Origin of the sequence: Bdellovibrio sp. 22V (assembly GCF_030169785.1) — a bacterium.
Classification (GTDB): Bacteria; Bdellovibrionota; Bdellovibrionia; order Bdellovibrionales; family Bdellovibrionaceae; genus Bdellovibrio.
Genome location: NZ_CP125854.1, coordinates 1,431,899 through 1,449,121, shown reverse-complemented (window position 1 = coordinate 1,449,121; position 17,223 = coordinate 1,431,899). Strand labels below are relative to the sequence as shown.

Below are 17,223 nucleotides of genomic sequence, written 5' to 3'. Positions count from 1 at the left end.
TTTAGCGTGAGTAGAGGCAGCTAAGGCCTTTGTTATTCTGACTGTGTTCCCAAAGAAATTTTCCCGTGTCGTCAAAAATCACCATGTCTTCTTGGAAAAGACTGATGGAGTGTTTCTTATCGACAAGCACGGTCGTGTTGGTTTTGCGGATCACATTTTCTTTGCTCGAGACGTCAGAGAGTATGCGCTTATACCCGCTCTCCATCGGTTCACGTGAAACTTTCGGCCCACGGTTGATATCGCAAAAGTTTTGGCTTTCCAGAAGTGAAGCCGAAGCAGAACTGTTAAGCGTATTCAAAGAAAAACCTTGGCACTCAGTCACCCATTCCACTTGCGCAGGGCAACCGTCCGTCCCATTCACCAGATAATAAATCCCCGCTGGAGATTTGGCGACACTTTGCGGAGTTCTTTCCACGGTCATCGGCGAAGGCGCGAGCGACAAACCCAAAACAAAGAATCCCAAAATGAGAATCGAAACTGAGAAATTTAAGCGCATGAAGTCGCCTCCTACAGAGGAAAGCAAAGCAATCTTCATGACAAGCCAGCCGCAATGAATTGCAGCAGGCGAGGGCAGTCTCAAAGTGAAATGTTGAACTTAGAGGAAAGTGACGTTCCCTGTCTTCTTCTTGCGCGCTCGACGCTTCATTTCTTGGTAGCGCGGTTGTGATTGTGACCTTAAGCGTTTCTATTGCCGATTAATTTTATTAACGTATTGTTTTTTTCTCGCAAGGTCTCTCTAAGAACAGAACATTGATGTTCTAGAAAATGGCAATAAAACACAGGCGTAATATAGGAACATAGCAAAGGCAATTCCTGTAAAGAGAAAAGAATTTTTTAGAAAATTGTTGACGAGGTTTTCTTCGCGCGAGGAATCCTTCAGCGCATTGATTTTTGCAAAGAGATAGCCGGCCCTTCGAATGAAAAATTCTCTCGCGTAGAGGGTAATCAAGCGTACCTAAAGGTATAATAATGGATTCTCTCGAAACGTTTCAAAATTTTAAAAATCTCAAAAATTGAAAAATAAAACATGTGATACAAGGTTCTTACGAATGAAAAACTCGTTCGTGGCTTCGTAGATTATGAGGCGCAATCTTCTGAACAATAAAGAAGGAGCAAAACATGGATCTTTCAAAAATTTCTAATGTCGAATTAGTAAATCGTTTAGAAAAGCTGGCTCGCACAGAAAGAAAAATCACGCATTTGATTTTGTGGCACATAAATGAAGTCGAATCGCGCAGACTGTTTGCTGAGTTGGGATTTGATTCTATGTTTAAATATTTAACTAAGCATCTCGGTTACGGCGAAGACAGCGCCTATCGAAGACTTCAAGCTGCGAGACTTTTAAAACAAGTTCCGGCAGTCGCAGAAAAACTCGAAGAAGGTTCTTTGAATCTCACGCAGCTGACTCAAGTTCAAAAATGCATAAAACAAGAAATTAAAATAGGAAATCGAGTTGAAGCAGCAAAGACAGAGCAAATTCTGGAAGACATCCAAAACAAGTCGAGTTTTGAAACTTTAAAATACTTGGCGCAAGAATTTGATCAACCTATCCAAACTCACGAGATCAGAAAGCCACAACAAGACAACAGCGTAAGACTCGAAATTACGTTCAGCGAAGATCAAATGGAAATACTGGAGAAAGCAAAAAGCCTTTTATCCCACGTCCTCCCAGAAGGAAACTGGGCCGACTTGTTCACTCATCTTGCAAAGAAACACATCCAAAAGGAATTGGGAAAATCCAACCCAAATCAAAAATCTCCGAAAATGCTTTCCTCTGGCGCGCAGGAAGCGCGACAGAAAGGCCCTCCACGGATGGAGGACGGCCGCGCCATTGTCACAGCTGAACAAAGCGACAAATCAGCTCAAACCACGAACAAAACCGCGCTAACAAGAAACCCAGCGTCACCACAGAAGCGCAAGTATATCCAGCTCAAGATGAAAAGAGAGCTCCTAATAAATGCACATCACTGCTGCGAATATATAGAACCTAAAACCGGAAAGAAGTGCGATGGAAAATATCAACTTCAGATTGACCATAAAGTTCCACTGGCAAAAGGCGGAAGCAACTCTAGAGAAAATCTCAGAGTCTTATGCCGAACACATAATTTGCTCGCAGCCAAACAGTGGGGATTATCGAGATATTGAAGAAATCCGTGGTGAAGAAATCAATTAAAAAAATCAAGACGGGGAAGAGGGGCGCGACCACAAAAACACAAGGACGCTGCCGCAGATGACGGCGACGGAGATTTTTCCTAGGGAGGAGATTCGTTCATTCAGGAAAACTCCAGCGACCGAGGCCGCGATAAGAAGCGTCGCCATTATTTTTGCGCGGGTGCGGATGACGCCGTGGCGTTGCCAGTCCAGAATGAACGGACCTAAATGGCGTTGGCGCAGCAGCCACTGATGCCAGCGCTCTGAGCTGCGCGCGAAACAAAAAGCGGTCAGAAGCAAAAACGGTGTCGTTGGTAAAAGAGGCAGGAAAACTCCAATCACTCCCAAGAGCAGGAAAATCCAACCGAATACAAAATAAACCGTTCTTGCTGTCGCTTTTAACATAAAGCTATTTTAGCCAACTATTTCATCAAAAAACAGTCTGAATAAGCTCCCTTAAAATAAGCTTTAAAGCTCTGGGGCTTTCTTCTTACTTTCAAGCGGCGACAACAACAAATACAATGCGGGAACCACAAACAGAGTCAGCAAAGTCGAGACAATCGTTCCGCCGATGATCGATAAACCCATCGGGATGCGCGTTTCAGAACCGATGCCTCCGCCGACAACCAATGGCAGGGCTGCGGCGATCGTTGCAACCGACGTCATAAGAATCGGGCGCAGACGAACCGGGCAGGCTTCTAGCAAAGCTTTGCTGATGTCTTTTTCTCCGCGATGACGGAATTGGTTCGTAAATTCCACAAGCAAGATCGAATTCTTTTTGGCGATCCCCATTAACACGATCAAACCGATGAAGCTAAACAGGTTCAAGGAAATATCGAACATCCAAAGCGCGATCAATGCTCCCGTCACGCTGAATGGCAATGCCACCAAAACGGAAATAGGGTGGATGAACGAGTTGAACTGAATAGCTAAAATCAAGTAAGCGACCAAGATCCCCACCATCAAGGCGGAATAAAGGCTCTTAAATGATTCAGTAAATCCTGCAGAAGCTCCTTCTAAAGCGAAAGAGTAACCTACAGGAAGAATTTCTTTAGCAATGGCGCTGGCGCGATCCAATACGGATGCCTGCGATTGTCCCGGAGCCAAGTTGCCAAAGACCGAGATCGCTCTTTGGCGATTCACGCGGCTGATCCCTTGAATCGCGGCATCTTCTTTGATGTTCACGAGTTGCGACATGGGAATCAAGTTCCCGAAGTTATTGCGCACGTAGAGTTTTTTAAAATCTTCGGGCGTGCGAATTTGCTCTTCAAGAATTTTAAAGCGGATGTCGTAACGACGACCGTCGGCTGTGTAGCGGCCTTGGCGCAAACCGCCGACACCAGCAGCCAGAACCTGTCCCACGTCTTCAACAGAAACACCGCGATCGGCCATGGCTTTGCGATTTGGCGTTAAGACCAATTCAGGAATACCGGTTCGGAAATCCGTATCCAAGTCGACAGCCAATTTTTCTTTCTCTAAACGGTCCATCAGCTCTTCGGATTTTTGCAAAAGAATCTTCAAATCCGGACCGCGCAAGTTGATCGCCAAAGGATTTTGTCGGCCCGAAGCAAGATTCCGTGCAGAGATATCCCGCATGGTCACGCGAACACCTTTTATCTTGCGGAATTGTTCGCGCAGGTCATTCATGATTTGCGTGTGATTTTTCTCGCGCTCGGCACGTGGTTTTAAGGTGACGGGCATAAAGACTTGATTCACGTTGGAACCGCCGCCGCCTCCGCCGACGGAAACCATGAAGCCCAGAATGTTATCATTCTTCTTGAGGACTTCTTCAACTTCCTCGGCTTTGCGGCTCGTGGCTTCTAACGAAGTTCCCGGGGGCGTTTGCGCATTGACGATGATGATGTCTTGATCTTGCGCTGGTACGAACTCTTGACGGACTTTGGTGACTAGGAACAATGAGACAACAAAGAAAATCGCCGAAGAAATGACGATCAGATATTTCCAGCGAAGTGTTCCATGCAAAACTTTTTGATACTGATGCGAAAGCTTCTCGAACAAAACATCCAAGAAATGTTCAAGCTTTGAGATCTTCGGTTCGTTGCGCAAAAGAGCCGCCGCGCGCATCGGAGTGATCGTGACCGCTTCAAGAAGTGAGATCAAAACCGCCGCACTCATTGTGACGCCGAACTGGAAGAAGAATTTTCCGATCACACCATCCATGAAAACGACGGGCAGAAACACGGCCACAACCGCTAAGGTCGCCGCGATCGCCGCGGGCAGGACTTCTTTAGATCCATCCGAAGCCGCTTTGGCGGAGCCCTTACCCATGCGATAGTGACGCACGATATTTTCAAGCAACATAATCGCATCGTCGACCACAATGGAAATCGAAAGAGTCAAAGCCAACAGGGTGAAAAGATTTAAAGTGAATCCGGAAAAATAAAGAATGATAAACGTACCGACGATAGAGGTCGGGATCGAAAAAAGAATATTCACTGCCGCTTGAATACTTCCCAGGAAAAGGAAGCACACCAGGATCGTGATCAAAGCCGCAACCCAAAGTTTTTCAATGGTGAGATGAACAGTGGCTTCGGTCGAACGCGTGTAGTCCACATTCACGCGATAGTTAAATCCCGGCGGAAAGCGGTCTTTGATTTTGTCGAACTGATCGTGGACGGTCTTGGCAACGGTCACTTCGTTGGTGCCCCGCTGTTTACGGATGATCATCGACACCGCTTGTTTGCCGTCAACCCGCGCGACCCGGCGGATGTCGGAAAGGCCGTCCTCAACGATGGCAACATCGCGGATATAAATTTGCCGGTCGTGAATGCGCTGGCCGCCACGACGAAGAATCTGAATGCCGCCGACTTGATCGACGTTGGTCGCTTCACCAAGCCAGCGTACGCGCAACTCTCTTTGGCCCTCAGTGAATTGACCTGCGGCGCTTTCCAAATGTTGCTGACTCAAAGCTTCGACAACGTCGTTCACTGTCAGATAAAGCGCTTCGAGTTTTTTCGTATCAAGCCAGATGCGCAGATTGCGCTGACTGAATCCGCCGATGCTGACTTCGCCGACACCGGGAAGAAAGCGGATCTGATCAAGCAGATAGTTTTCAGTCCAGTTGAGCATTTCTCGCAAAGGAGCTTCACCGAAAACGGTGATAATGATGATGGGATCTTCTTCGGGATTTTGTTTGCGGATGGTCGGGGGATCCACATTCGGGGGCATGCGCATTTGCCCCAAGGCTGTTTGGACCTCTTGCAAAACCACGTCGACGTTGCGGTTGATGTCGAACTCGAGAGTCACTGAGCCCGACCCTTGTCGGGCTGACGAACGCATTTCTTTGATGCCTTCGATGGCAAGCAGGCGTTCTTCAATCGGATCGATCAATTCGGCTTCAACAACTTCAGGGGCAGCGCCTTCATAAGTTACGGACACACTGACGACGGGAAAGTCGACGTCGGGGAGTTGACTGATGCCCATACGGTTCATGCAAATCGCACCGAAAACAATCAAGGCAAACATGAGGACCCATGCGAATACGGGCCGGCGGATCGAAAGATCGATCAAATTCATAGCTGTGTTCCTCTCTAGTGAGGCTTATTGTTCGCAGGCTCCTTATAATCGGGCATAAGTTTTCCCCGATGGCACATGTAACAGGTCGACATAGGACCTTTTTTGCCGTCAAAGCCGTTTTCTTTCAGCATTTGAGTGAGCTTCATATGCTCTTTGCCTACTTTGAAGGACTTTTTGGAGCTGTCACGGAAGTTTTGGACATTATGGCATTCGGTGCAAGTCACGCCGAGTTCGCGAGAGATTGTGATCATTTGTTCGCGGATGTTCTCTTCTTTGGTCACAAACTTAGTGACCGACTCTGAATGAGCTTTCGGTAATAAAAGGAAAATCGCGAAGAGAATAAGGGCGGAGGTTTTTGAAGCGCGCTGCATAAAGGTAGTTTCTCTAAGACCTGTCCCGAGATCAAGAGTGACCCCTGTTCCTTGACTGCTTCTAGACTGAAGTGTACTTTTTGACATGCCCTTTCACTTGGAGTTTCAACATGAAAATTAAACACTGCGAGGACCTAAATACCCTCGTTTCTCTCAGCAAACGTCGCGGCTTTGTATTTCAATCGAGTGAGATCTATGGTGGTCTCGCAAGTTGTTGGGACTATGGACCTTTGGGTTCCTTGATGAAACTCAATGTGAAAAGAGCGTGGTGGAATGCCATGACAAGAAGAGCTGACATCGTTGGTATTGATGCGGCGATCTTGATGCATCCGATGGTGTGGAAAGCTTCCGGTCACGTCGACGGCTTCAGCGATCCTTTGGTGGATTGCAAAGACTGTAAAACTCGTTTTCGCGCTGACAACACGGACTCTTACATCAATGAAAAGAAATGCCCGAACTGCGGCAGCAAAAATCTTTCGGAAGAAAGAAACTTCAACTTGATGTTCAAGACGCACATGGGACCTTTGGAAGATTCTGCAAGCGTGATTTACCTCCGCCCGGAAACAGCGCAAGGTCACTTCGTGAATTTCCAAAACTGCCAACAATCTTCACGTTACAAAATTCCGTTCGGTATCGCGGCGATCGGCAAGTCTTTCCGTAACGAAATCACTCCGGGCAACTTCATTTTCCGTACACGTGAATTTGAACAAATGGAGATGCAATATTTCGTGAAGCCGGGCACCGACGAAAAGTACTTCGCGCAATGGAAAGAAATGCGTTGGAACTTCTATCTGAAGTACGGCATCAAGAAAGAAAACTTGCGCTTTAAAGATCACGATAAGCTTGCACACTACGCGAGAGCGGCTGTGGACGTGGAATACAAGTTTCCAATGGGCTTCTCGGAGCTTGAAGGTATTCACAATCGTTCCGACTTCGATTTGACTCAGCACTCGAAATTTTCTGGCAAAAACTTGGAGTACTTCGACGAAGCGAACAAAGAAAAATACATTCCTTACGTGATTGAAACAGCCGTCGGCTGTGATCGCCTGTTCCTGGCGTTCTTATGTGATGCTTACCGTGAAGAAATCACGACGGATGACAAGGGTCAGGAAGATACACGCGTGGTTCTGGGGCTGCACCCGGAAATCGCTCCTTATAAAGTCGCTATCTTGCCACTTTCTAAGAAAGAGGAGCTGACATCGATTGCGGATAAATTACGCGATCAGTTAGCGGAAGACTTCGATTGCACTTATGATGAAACGGCTTCTATCGGTAAGCGTTATCGTCGTCAGGATGAGATCGGAACTCCATTCTGTGTGACGGTGGATTTCGATACGATCAATGACCACGCGGTGACAGTTCGTCACCGTGACAGCATGGTTCAAGAGCGTATTCCTATGGCACAGTTGAATTCTTACGTCGCTGCAAAACTCAAAAGTTTTTAGTCCTTAGTTCTTGCAAAACCGCCTCCACAGAGAATTTCTGTGGAGGACGTTCCACGCCTCTCCGCGAACATATTGTTCAGAACGCTTCAAGAAATAATTAAGATTTTAATGTTTTCGTTCCGTGTCATTGTGCATTTCGCTTTGCAAACCTCTAGACCATGGTCTGTAATCTTCGATGATTGGAGGGGTATTACATGGAAAATCTAACAAAAATTGCATTGGCATTCGAACACGGTGGCTTCTGGATGTGGCCTATTTTGCTTATCCAGCTTGTGGCTATCGCGATCATCATTGAAAGAACTTACGCGTTGTTCGTACGTCGTAAGCTGACTCAAACGGCATTCGCTCTTGGTTTTGAAGAGTCTATCCGTCGCGGTGAAATGGACAATGTGATTGCAAAAGCTCAAGCGGCAACAGCGCAAAACCCAGTGGCTCGCGCGATCGCAGCAGGTGCTTTGGCAGCTCGTAACTTGGGTGGTAAAGAAGAAATCCAAGGCAAAATGGATGAAGTTCTTTTGGAAGAAAACGCACACCTTGATCACCGTACTGCGTTCTTGCAAATGCTTGGTAACGTTGCGACGTTGACAGGTCTTCTTGGAACGATCACTGGTATGATCAAATCTTTCGCGGCGGTGGCGTTTGCGAATCCTGCTGAAAAAGCATCTTTGCTTTCTGCGGGTATCTCTGAGGCGATGAACGCGACAGCTTACGGTTTGATCGCAGCGATCCCTGCGTTGGTTGGTTATGCAATCTTGCAAAACAGAGCGAATCGTTTGGCTGAAGATTTGAACCAAGGTGGACTTAAAGTTTACAACTGGTTGAGCTACTCCTACGACCCGATCACTTCATACCAAATCAAAACGAATAAGTCTGAGCGCAACGCTGAAGTAAACGCGTAATAGAGGCTATATGAAGCACTCTAAAAAGCATCTAGACTTTGAAGTGAACTTGATTCCGTTCATCGACTTGCTCTCGGTGTCCATCTGCTTTCTTTTGATTACAGCAGTGTGGCTCAATGTCGGTTCCATGAACGTGAAACAAGCCGTCGGCGGACAAGCGCAAGAGGATACTAAAAAGAGTCCTCTTGTGTGGATTCGCATGACGCCTGCGGGAGATTTGGATCTGGAAGTTCAACAGAGCTCTCTAGTTCCGGCGTCTTTGCGCAAGTTTCGCGTTTCTCAACTGGACAAAAAAGTGAATTACGAAGGTTTGGAGAAGGCTTTGACGAACTTGAAACAAGTTGAGCCGTCTTTGAATACCGGATTGATTCAGCCCACAGCTGCGACATCTTACGAAGAGATCATCGACGTGATGGACAAGCTTAAAAAGAGCGGAATGACGGATTTGGGAGTTTCTCCTTTATAGTGGGGGTTTTGTGATTTCTGATGGCATCTTAAAAAATTCAGTGCTGATGGGGACTCTCGAGGGGCACTCGATCATCAGTCCTCGTGGCGCTAAATTGAAAAGAAACATTGCCGCCGATCTACTTTTGACGGCGTTGATTGATGCTTTCTCTATTCTAGTAATCTTTCTTTTGATGAACTTCTCAAGTACCGGGGAAATTTTGATGATCGGTAAAAACCAAGAGTTGCCAAAGGCGCACTTGGCGGACGTTCTTGAAAGAAATCCTGTGATCAAAATCGACGACGGCAAATTGTACGTCGAAGATAAATTGGTGACTGCAAACACAATCACGGCTGAGCTTCTCGAGCTTCGTAAGAAGTATCAAGAACTTCATCCAGGGGAAGCGTTCCCTGGTATCGCCACCATCCAGGCCGATCGCCGGGTGAAGTACGAGTTCCTGAACCAGGTGATCCTGGGAATGAATCAGGCGGGTTACAGCGATATCAAATTTGCAGTTGTACTTAAGTAGTTAGAAGAGACAGAGGGGGTCTCGATGATGAAAAAAGGACTTTTAGTTTTATCTTTATCGGCGGGTGTGGCAGCGCATGCACAGAACGTCGCAACCGCGGGGACAACCCAAGATCTCCTAATTCAAAAATTGACTCAAGTGCAAGTAGGCTTGGCGCCGGCAGATCCTGCCCGCGTCGCGGTCCTTTTGCGTTTGGCCGATCTGCATGCAGAACGCGCGCGTCAGCTTTCCATGAAGGAACTGGCTGACGGTTGCGTGGTTTGTAAGGCGGGTGAAAAAGACCGTCAAAAAGCTTTGTCTTATTATTCTGAAGCGTTGACAAAAGTGTCCGCTTCTTCAGCAGCAAAAGTGCACTTGCAAATGGGGCACTTGTACGAACTGCAAGGTCAAAATGACCTGGCGGAAAAAAGCTATCTTGCGATGCTCAGCTCTTCGTCGTCTCCTGTCGAGATGGCCGAAGCCAATCTTTCTTTGGCTGAGATGGCATTTAGAAAATCAGATTTTACAAAAGCGGAAGCTCTTTACGGAAAAGTATTAGCGACAGAGGGTGCGAGCTCTCAAGGTTTGGCGGCTTATCGTAAAGCATGGTGTGCTTTCCGCATGAACAACTTGGATTCTTCACTGGTGCAACTTGAAGAGATTTTGAAAAATCCAAAACTTCAATCGCGTATGGCTTCCGACCGTGGTGTTGCGGACCCGCAATTCCTTGAGGAGGTTTCCCGTGATATGGCCACTTTCATGGCGGCTCGTGGAATCAAAGACGGTGATGCGGAAAAATTGTATTCTCTTTCTCCAGAGGCGTTCAAACTTCAACAAGTGACATTGTTGGCGCGTGAAGGTCTGCGTTTGGGACAAAAAGAAGCCACATTGAAAGTGTGGGACTTCGTTTATCAAAAACAAGCGGATGCTAAAGGCCGTTTGGAAGCGCAAGTGCGTATGGCGCAATTGCACTTTGATCTTAAAAATACGGCGGCGGCTGCAAAAGCTTACCAAATGGGTCTTTCTCTTTGGGGCGCGACAGACTGCACGCTTTCTTCTTGCGAAGAATCGGCAAAAGGCTTGCGCCAATTCGTTGTCGGTTGGAACCGTATCGAAAATGCGAAACCAAGTGCTGAGCTTTTGACGGCTTACGACGAATATTTCAAAGTTTTCTCTGATGATGAAGATATGTACGTTTGGGGCGCGCAGGCAGCGGCACAAGCGAATCAATATGCTCAGGCTGCGACTTGGACAGCGTTGGCGAATAAAGTGATCTTGGCAAAATACCAAGGTGAAAAAGACGCTGCTCAACAAAAAGCGCTGGCTGAGAAGTTGGAAAAAAATCTTCTTTTGGGTATCGAAAATGCCGAGAAGTCCAAAGACGAAGCGCTTTTGGCTTCTGCACAAGAAGACTACTTGCAAAAGTCCGTTCTTAAACAAAAGACTTTCGATGTTCAGTATCAAAAGGCTTACGCTGTTTACCAAAAAGGAAACTATCCTGTTGCGGCCGAGCAGTTAAGACAATTGGCTGTTGAAGGCAAAGGTCCTCGCCAAATTCAAATTCAGGCGGCGGAACTTTCTTTGGATGCGTTGGCAATTCTTAAAGACGACGCGCGCATCCAACAATGGGCTTCTGACTACGCGACAAAATTCGCTGATAAAAAAGCGGAATTCCAGCACGTTCAGCAGAAGTCGATCCTGACTCAATCCGCGAAATTGGCGGCGGCACAACCAGACCAAGCTTTGGCGGCGTTGGCTAGCTTCTCTCCGGCGGCGGCGAGTGCGGAAGACAGAAAAATCTACTTGAAAAATAAAATCTTGCTCAACGAAAAATTGAACAAGATCACAGAAGCTCGCGTGGCGGTTGAAGACCTTCTGCGGGAAACGACATTGACGGCGGAAGAGCGCGAATTCGCGTTGGGCCGTAAAGTGTGGTTTGCTGAATTGGAACTTGATTTCGCAACAGCTTTGAAAGCGGCGGAACAAATGCAATTCGGCTCTCTTTCTCAAGACGAAAAAGTGTTGAAGCTTGCACTTTATTCGGAGCTTGCTGATAAAGATCCTAAAAATTACTACTCTCAATACTTGAAGCAATCTAAGGACGCTGAAAAGAAAGCCTTGATTGCGACGCAGTTGATTCGTTTGTCGAAATCTCCGGTGAAAGATCTTGAGACGTACAAACCTTACTTCAAAGACAACGCAGGTCTTTTTGCCCGTGCTTCTTTGGAAGTGTACGGCATGACTGGCGATAAAAAAGTTCTTGAGAAAGCTTTGAAAGAAAAAGGCTCGAACAAGCAAGACGCTTTTGTAATGATCGAAAAGATCATGATCCTGGGCGATGTGAAAGCTTTGGAAGCGCAAGTGGCCGCTCATCAATTGGATACGAAAAACCAAAACACAATTGCCTCCAGCTTGAAAGCGCGTGTGAAGCTTCTTGAAAAAGTCGATGCGTTGGCAAACCGTGCGATCGCTTCCGGCGATTTCTCTTCTCAATTGTTGGCTTTGCAATTGGTCAGCAAAGAAAACTCTCGTTTCTATAACGAAGTGTTGTCTTTGCCGATGCCTGCAGGTTTGACGCCTGAACAAGAAAGCGAATACTTGACGATCTTGTCGCAACAAGTGGCTCCGAACCAAAACACGGCGACAATGGCCGATGCGAAGTTGAAAGAGTTCTGGGAACAGAAATCCACTTTGGATTCATACAAAGCGTTCTCTACGCAAAACTCCGAGTGGGCGAAATATATCGTTGAAGAAGTGAACGCTGTGGCGGCGGTAGCTCCGGAAGCGCAAAAAGCTTCATGGACAGCTTTGGCAGCGGATATCAAGGCCAGCGAAATGAGCCAACAAAAGCCAAGTTTGGCGGAGTTGGAAAAAGCGCGCACGAATTTGAAACAAAATCCATTTGCAGCGGCTGCGATTCAAGAGGCTTTGACTCTTGAGAAAAAAGCGCAACGTAAGAGCATGGTGGAATATCTTGAGTCTCGTTTGGCGTCTTTAGAAAAGAAAGACAGTGAAGTGAAAGGAAACCAACAATGAAATACATCCTATTGATGATTTTATCTGTGGTGGCAGTTTCCGGAGCGCACGCCGCTCCTGAAAAGAAAAATGCTCAGAAAGATATGAACTTCGAAGACCTTTTGGTCAGCGGTCAATATCACTTCTCTGACGAAGCTGTGACGACAGTCGAAGAGGACAAAGTCCTTAACAGCTTGATCGGTGTAAGAACAGACTTCAAAGATCGTATGAAGCAATCAGCGACTTTGGGTGAGGTGAAGGGCAAATGAATCTAAGACTTATATTAGAAGACAATGCAGGGAACATCACTCGTCAGATTCCGGTCACGGAAAAAAAGGCGCAGTTGATTCAGCGTTTTGATACAAAACGTTTGGAAGTCGTGACTGACACGTCTCTTTTGACAAAAGAGAAAATCAAGTTTTCGAAAATTGCGGATCTTGATTTCGACGAGATGAAGAATCAGAAAGTCGCTTTGGGCAACTTCGGAACTCTTCGTCTTGTTAAAGAAATCACGGCTGCGGTTCCAACAGACGGTTCCGTTAAAGAAGATCAAAAGAAAGACCTCAAAGCTTCCATCCTTGTGGCGGTGGCTTTGTTCATTCTTTTAGTGTCTATCATTCAATTGGCGCCTCGTGAGAGCGTGAAAATGAATGAAGAGTTGAAACAACAAGTTGTTAAAATCGTAAAGACCAAAGAAATGAAAGCGCGCACGGTGACGCCGACATCGAACATGATGGCGGATCAAACAGCGACAAAGATGCCGACAAAAAGAGCGGAACTTGTTAAACGTTCCGGTGCTTTGGCGGCTTTGGGCAGTCTGCGCTCAGGCAAACAACGTGGTGGTTTGAACCTTGGTGCTGTGAATACAACAGCGGGCGTAGGTCTTGGCGGCACCGGCGGCAGCGGTGGCGTGCAAACATCTTTGTACGGTAAAGGCATCACATCAGCTCCTTTAGGACCTGGTGCAAACATCGCTGGTGGCGGCGGTTACGGAACTAAAGGTAAAGGCGGTGGCCAAGCTGGTTACGGAAGTCTTTCCTTAGTTGGTTCTGCAGGCGGCGCTCCGGTACCACTCGGTGCGGAAGCGGAAATTGCACAAGGTTTGGATCGCGCGCAAATCGACGAAGTGATTCGTCGTAATCTTGGTCAGGTTCGTTTCTGTTACGAACAAGCTTTGCAAGGAGCTCCAAGTTTGAGTGGTCGTGTGGCGATGGGTTTCACTATCGGTGCTAACGGCCTTGTTAAATCCGCAGCGGTGGAGAGTTCTTCAATGGCCAACAAAGGCGTTGAAGACTGCATCACAATGCGTTTGAAAACTTGGAAATTCCCACTGCCACAAGGTGGCGTGGATGTAAAAGTGACTTATCCGTTTGTATTACGTCGTCAAGGTCAGGGGTAAAAAATGAAATCAATGCTAGTATTATTTGCCAGCATCATGTTCTTAACTGCATGTGAATTGCAGCAAGATCCGCTAACAGGCGCCAGCGATCAAGTTCGCCAAGGTGTTCCTCCAGCGACTGGAAAACCGGTTGCGGCGAAGCCTCTTCCTAAAGAAGCTTTGCAAATCGATACGCCACTTTTGGTAAACGGCCGTGTCGGTCAACCTGTTGAGTTTAAAATCACAGGCCGCGTGATGACGGGTGACGATCAACCATTCACAATCACAATCGACAACTTGGCGGATTTCCCAGGCGCGACTTATGACGCTGCGACGGGTGATTTCAAATGGACGCCGACAAAAGCGGCCGTAGGAAGCTTCCCAAGCATGGAGCTTTCTTTGCGCATCACTTTGGCGACAGAAATCACTCCGAAAAGCCCCACGATCTCTATCGAAAGAAAGACGATCTCTTTAGTGATCGTGAATTCTTACTCTAAGCCGATTATCAACACGGTGACAGGTCCTTCCACTTTGATTGGTGGTCAAAGACACACGTTCGATTTCACAATGGAAGATATCGACGCTTTGAGCGTGCAAGATGTTTCGGTCATGGCTCGTGACTGCGCAGGATCTTACAACGACTCCATCGGTCACTTGGTGGAAGTGAAGGATATCAAAGCGACAACAACGCCAAATAAGTACGAAGGTAAAGCGATCCTTGATCTGCAAAACTCGGCTTTGAGCAGCACTCTTGTGAGCGGTTCTTACTGCTTTACATTGGCGGCAGTTTCTAAGCACGGTGTTGTTTCTGATCTTTACAAAAGAGACTTCTATATCGACGCTCTTTTGAAAAAATCACGCTTGAGCATGGAGTTGGCTCCGGTTCTTGTAAAAGGTGAAAAAATGCGTATCGCGTTCTCCATCTTCGATCCAACGGGCAACGCTGAAGTCAGCTTGAAGTCTATGGACGATTTGGCGGCGCAACTTCCAGGCAGCTCATTGGCTTGTAAATCAGATTGGGGCTCTCGCTTCCAATTGAACTGCCAAGGTTTGATCGATACAACAGGCGCATCCGTTGTTGAGAAGGTTTACACTTTCAACATCGTGACTGAAACAACAGCGTCTCGCTCTACTCAAAAAGTAATGACTGATCACGTTCTACGCGTGAACGTAAAGGCGGCTCCATGAAATCTTTAGGTCTTATCTTTGCTCTCTTCGCTTCTTCTGTTGCCTTTGCGCAGGTAGAACAAGAATTGGATTCTTTCGGTGGTAACCAAGCTTTGTACGAAAAAGCGAAAGCTTTGAATCCGGAAGTTGAAAACGAAGTGGTGCAAAACCGCTTTATGACTCGGACAAACCGTTTTGAAATCGCGCCAGAAATGGCCGGTGTTTTCGGTGGCGACTCTTACAACAACACAAACAACGTGGGCGTGAACGTTCACTACCACATCAATCCGACTTGGAGTGTGGGAGTGAAGTACAGCTACTCTTTCAACGAATTGACTCCGGAAGGAAAGTCGATGGTTGAAAAAGCCAACCAAGCGGCAGCGGCGAATCCGAAAGATCCTTCTTACTTGTTCCCGCAAGTTGTTTATCCAAAGTCTGAGTTGCTAGGTCTTGTGAACTGGTATCCGATTGTGGGTAAATTGAGCTTCGGCAAATGGGGTGTTGCTCACTTCGATACCTATTTAACTGCAGGCTACGGTCAGATGGAACTTTCTAATGGTTCGTCTCCGGCAGCAACTGCGGGTTTGGGTTTGGGCTTCTGGGTGAATCGTAATTTGACGACACGCCTTGAGTACCGCGTTCAGCAGTACACAGCAGAGTACTATCAAAAAACTGAAAACTTGATGACAAGCGTTGCCTCTGTGCAAGTAGGTTGGATGTTATGATGATCGTTAAATCATTGGCTGTAGCTTCATTGCTTTTGGGATCTCAAGGGGCGTTTGCAGAAGACGACCTCATGAACATCCTTGAGGGCAAAACAAGCTCTGCAGCCGCACAATTCGTTGAAAGCGAAGAAGTGGCAAAGCTTAAAAAAGCGGTGAATCCTTCTTCAGCAGAACAAAATATTTTCTTCCAATTCCTCGTTGAAAAGAACTACGAAAAAGCTTTGTTTCAATGGAGCACGGCTTTTAACGGTTCGGCGTTTCAGACGACAGAAACAGGCAAAGCTCTTGAAGCTTTCTTGAATTACAAAAACGGTTTGAAGCTGACAGGCGTTGAAGCTCTTCTGGCGATTCAAAATCCGCAAAAGATCGACAACACTGTGATCAGCTTGTGGAAAGAGAATCTGAACGACAAAGACCCTGTATGGGGTATGGCACAAGTCACTTGGAATCCTTACTGGACACAAGTGTTCGGTGTTGGCGCTGAGATGGCGGTTCTTCTGCAAAAAAGCTATGTCTCTGAAGATATTGCCGCTTTGACAGAACTTATTAAAAAAACGCCGGTCGATTCTAAAGAACGCGCGATTTTGCAATGGCAATTGGTTTTGAACCTTGGTATTCGCGGGGACTCAGCGAAAGCCGCGCAAGTTTTGGCGCACTTGATGAAAGTAAAGAACAACCCGATTGATCAAGATCTTATGACTTTGACAGCGGGCCGTTTGCTTTACCAAAACGGTTTCTTGGACGCTTCTTTGAAGTATTACGAAAAGATTTCTAAGAAGTCTGATTACTGGTTCCAAGCGCAAGAAGAGATGGCTTGGGCTTACATGAGAAAAGGTGAGCCGCAAAACGCGTTGGCAATCACAAAAACTCTGACTTACCCGCACTTCAAAGGCTGGGTGGGTATTGAGTCTTATCTTTTGAACTCGTTCAGCAGTTTGAAAGTGTGTGATTATCCAAGCGTATTGAGCACGATGAAGTCTATTAAAGGCCAATTCGGCGAGCACTTGATCGCTCTGGAAAAATTGAGCGTGGACGCGCATCAACCGGCTGTAGCGAACTTGATGAAAGCTTTGAACGAAGGCGCTGTTTCGACAGCGAAGTTGGGTAAAGAAGCGCATCAGTTGCCATCAGTCGCGTCGAAAGACGAAGTTTTGACATTGCTTGTGAAACGTCACGGTTACTTGATGAAAGAATCCGAGATCGCGGAGCAGCTTTTTGCCAAATCTTTGACGTTCGGAAACTTGCAAGGTCAATTCGAGACTTTGAAAAACCAAGTGGCGACACGCGCACAGATGACTCAAGGTGCGGGCTATCAACGTGTTCAGGATCTGGCGAAAGCGGAACTTGAGGACTCAAAACAAGTGATGCAGCGTTTGCGCATCGTGGAAGTTGAGATGATCCAACAAGTGGACTCTGCAGCGAAATTCTTGAAGCACGCCGGTGTTTCTGAAGCTAAAAAAGGCACAACAGGTTCTAAAGATAAATTTGCGATGAACTTTGCCAACGACAAAGAAATTTGGTTCGACGAACTTTCAAATTTCAAAGTCGATGTGAACAAAGGTTGCGCTAAGAGGGAGTAGTC

The 17,223-nt window shown here is 46.8% G+C and carries 15 protein-coding genes; 11 read left to right on the top strand and 4 right to left on the bottom strand.

Translation table 11 applies throughout. From position 1 onward, the window contains the following. Position 1: 1 nt before the first annotated feature. Positions 2–496, bottom strand: a complete 495-nt coding sequence (locus QJS83_RS07030) for a hypothetical protein (RefSeq protein WP_284608459.1) — start codon at positions 494–496, stop codon at positions 2–4. Positions 497–1,119: 623 nt separating this feature from the next. On the opposite strand from QJS83_RS07030, the gene QJS83_RS07025 reads away from it, so the two are divergent. Further along, positions 1,120–2,145: an HNH endonuclease gene (locus QJS83_RS07025; protein WP_284608458.1), complete on the top strand. Its 1,026-nt coding sequence runs from the start codon at positions 1,120–1,122 to the stop codon at positions 2,143–2,145. Positions 2,146–2,178: 33 nt separating this feature from the next. On the opposite strand, the gene QJS83_RS07020 is transcribed toward QJS83_RS07025, so the two are convergent. The 3 genes from QJS83_RS07020 to QJS83_RS07010 all read right to left on the bottom strand — a co-directional run bounded on the left by QJS83_RS07020 (position 2,179) and on the right by QJS83_RS07010 (position 6,059). Next, the gene (locus QJS83_RS07020) at positions 2,179–2,556 is read right to left on the bottom strand and encodes a YbaN family protein (protein WP_284608457.1); all 378 of its coding nucleotides are present in this window, start codon (positions 2,554–2,556) and stop codon (positions 2,179–2,181) included. A 63-nt stretch (positions 2,557–2,619) separates the two neighbouring features. Beyond that, entirely contained in the window at positions 2,620–5,688 is a 3,069-nt protein-coding gene (locus QJS83_RS07015; RefSeq protein WP_284608456.1) for an efflux RND transporter permease subunit, read from the bottom strand. Positions 5,689–5,702: 14 nt separating this feature from the next. Continuing rightward, positions 5,703–6,059, bottom strand: a complete 357-nt coding sequence (locus QJS83_RS07010; protein ID WP_284608455.1) for a photosynthetic reaction center cytochrome c subunit family protein — start codon at positions 6,057–6,059, stop codon at positions 5,703–5,705. A gap of 110 nt (positions 6,060–6,169) precedes the next feature. Between QJS83_RS07010 and QJS83_RS07005 the strand changes: the two genes are divergently transcribed. From QJS83_RS07005 to QJS83_RS06960, 10 genes are all read left to right on the top strand, one after another. Next, on the top strand, positions 6,170–7,504 hold the full coding sequence (locus QJS83_RS07005; protein WP_284608454.1) for a glycine--tRNA ligase: 1,335 nt from the start codon (positions 6,170–6,172) through the stop codon (positions 7,502–7,504). Between the two features lie 194 nt (positions 7,505–7,698). Beyond that, positions 7,699–8,403 (top strand): MotA/TolQ/ExbB proton channel family protein, encoded by a 705-nt coding sequence (locus QJS83_RS07000; protein WP_284608453.1) that lies wholly within the window; start codon positions 7,699–7,701, stop codon positions 8,401–8,403. A 10-nt stretch (positions 8,404–8,413) separates the two neighbouring features. Then, entirely contained in the window at positions 8,414–8,869 is a 456-nt protein-coding gene (locus QJS83_RS06995) for an ExbD/TolR family protein (RefSeq protein ID WP_284608452.1), read from the top strand. Between the two features lie 10 nt (positions 8,870–8,879). Next, positions 8,880–9,377, top strand: coding sequence for an ExbD/TolR family protein (locus QJS83_RS06990; protein ID WP_284608451.1), 498 nt, complete (start codon positions 8,880–8,882; stop codon positions 9,375–9,377). 24 nt (positions 9,378–9,401) lie between these two features. Next, positions 9,402–12,392, top strand: a complete 2,991-nt coding sequence (locus tag QJS83_RS06985) for a tetratricopeptide repeat protein (protein ID WP_284608450.1) — start codon at positions 9,402–9,404, stop codon at positions 12,390–12,392. Continuing rightward, positions 12,389–12,640 (top strand): hypothetical protein, encoded by a 252-nt coding sequence (locus QJS83_RS06980; protein WP_284608449.1) that lies wholly within the window; start codon positions 12,389–12,391, stop codon positions 12,638–12,640. Before QJS83_RS06985 ends, QJS83_RS06980 begins: the two co-directional genes overlap by 4 nt. Beyond that, positions 12,637–13,770, top strand: a complete 1,134-nt coding sequence (locus tag QJS83_RS06975; protein ID WP_284608448.1) for an AgmX/PglI C-terminal domain-containing protein — start codon at positions 12,637–12,639, stop codon at positions 13,768–13,770. Before QJS83_RS06980 ends, QJS83_RS06975 begins: the two co-directional genes overlap by 4 nt. Positions 13,771–13,773: 3 nt before the next feature. Beyond that, positions 13,774–14,937 carry a hypothetical protein gene (locus QJS83_RS06970; protein ID WP_284608447.1) on the top strand — a complete coding sequence of 388 codons (1,164 nt, stop codon included), beginning with the start codon at positions 13,774–13,776 and terminating at the stop codon, positions 14,935–14,937. Continuing rightward, positions 14,934–15,641, top strand: coding sequence for an outer membrane beta-barrel domain-containing protein (locus QJS83_RS06965; protein WP_284608446.1), 708 nt, complete (start codon positions 14,934–14,936; stop codon positions 15,639–15,641). The genes QJS83_RS06970 and QJS83_RS06965 overlap by 4 nt, the downstream gene beginning before the upstream one ends. Further along, on the top strand, positions 15,638–17,221 hold the full coding sequence (locus QJS83_RS06960) for a tetratricopeptide repeat protein (protein WP_284608445.1): 1,584 nt from the start codon (positions 15,638–15,640) through the stop codon (positions 17,219–17,221). Before QJS83_RS06965 ends, QJS83_RS06960 begins: the two co-directional genes overlap by 4 nt. Positions 17,222–17,223 lie beyond the last annotated feature (2 nt).

What these genes read in the sequence shown, in the direction of transcription:
- QJS83_RS07030 (WP_284608459.1), bottom strand. Translation starts at nt 496, where the DNA reads ATGCGCTTAAATTTCTCAGTTTCGATTCTCATTTTGGGATTCTTTGTT.
- QJS83_RS07025 (WP_284608458.1), top strand. Translation starts at nt 1,120, where the DNA reads ATGGATCTTTCAAAAATTTCTAATGTCGAATTAGTAAATCGTTTAGAA.
- QJS83_RS07020 (WP_284608457.1), bottom strand. Translation starts at nt 2,556, where the DNA reads ATGTTAAAAGCGACAGCAAGAACGGTTTATTTTGTATTCGGTTGGATT.
- QJS83_RS07015 (WP_284608456.1), bottom strand. Translation starts at nt 5,688, where the DNA reads ATGAATTTGATCGATCTTTCGATCCGCCGGCCCGTATTCGCATGGGTC.
- QJS83_RS07010 (WP_284608455.1), bottom strand. Translation starts at nt 6,059, where the DNA reads ATGCAGCGCGCTTCAAAAACCTCCGCCCTTATTCTCTTCGCGATTTTC.
- QJS83_RS07005 (WP_284608454.1), top strand. Translation starts at nt 6,170, where the DNA reads ATGAAAATTAAACACTGCGAGGACCTAAATACCCTCGTTTCTCTCAGC.
- QJS83_RS07000 (WP_284608453.1), top strand. Translation starts at nt 7,699, where the DNA reads ATGGAAAATCTAACAAAAATTGCATTGGCATTCGAACACGGTGGCTTC.
- QJS83_RS06995 (WP_284608452.1), top strand. Translation starts at nt 8,414, where the DNA reads ATGAAGCACTCTAAAAAGCATCTAGACTTTGAAGTGAACTTGATTCCG.
- QJS83_RS06985 (WP_284608450.1), top strand. Translation starts at nt 9,402, where the DNA reads ATGATGAAAAAAGGACTTTTAGTTTTATCTTTATCGGCGGGTGTGGCA.
- QJS83_RS06980 (WP_284608449.1), top strand. Translation starts at nt 12,389, where the DNA reads ATGAAATACATCCTATTGATGATTTTATCTGTGGTGGCAGTTTCCGGA.
- QJS83_RS06975 (WP_284608448.1), top strand. Translation starts at nt 12,637, where the DNA reads ATGAATCTAAGACTTATATTAGAAGACAATGCAGGGAACATCACTCGT.
- QJS83_RS06970 (WP_284608447.1), top strand. Translation starts at nt 13,774, where the DNA reads ATGAAATCAATGCTAGTATTATTTGCCAGCATCATGTTCTTAACTGCA.
- QJS83_RS06965 (WP_284608446.1), top strand. Translation starts at nt 14,934, where the DNA reads ATGAAATCTTTAGGTCTTATCTTTGCTCTCTTCGCTTCTTCTGTTGCC.
- QJS83_RS06960 (WP_284608445.1), top strand. Translation starts at nt 15,638, where the DNA reads ATGATGATCGTTAAATCATTGGCTGTAGCTTCATTGCTTTTGGGATCT.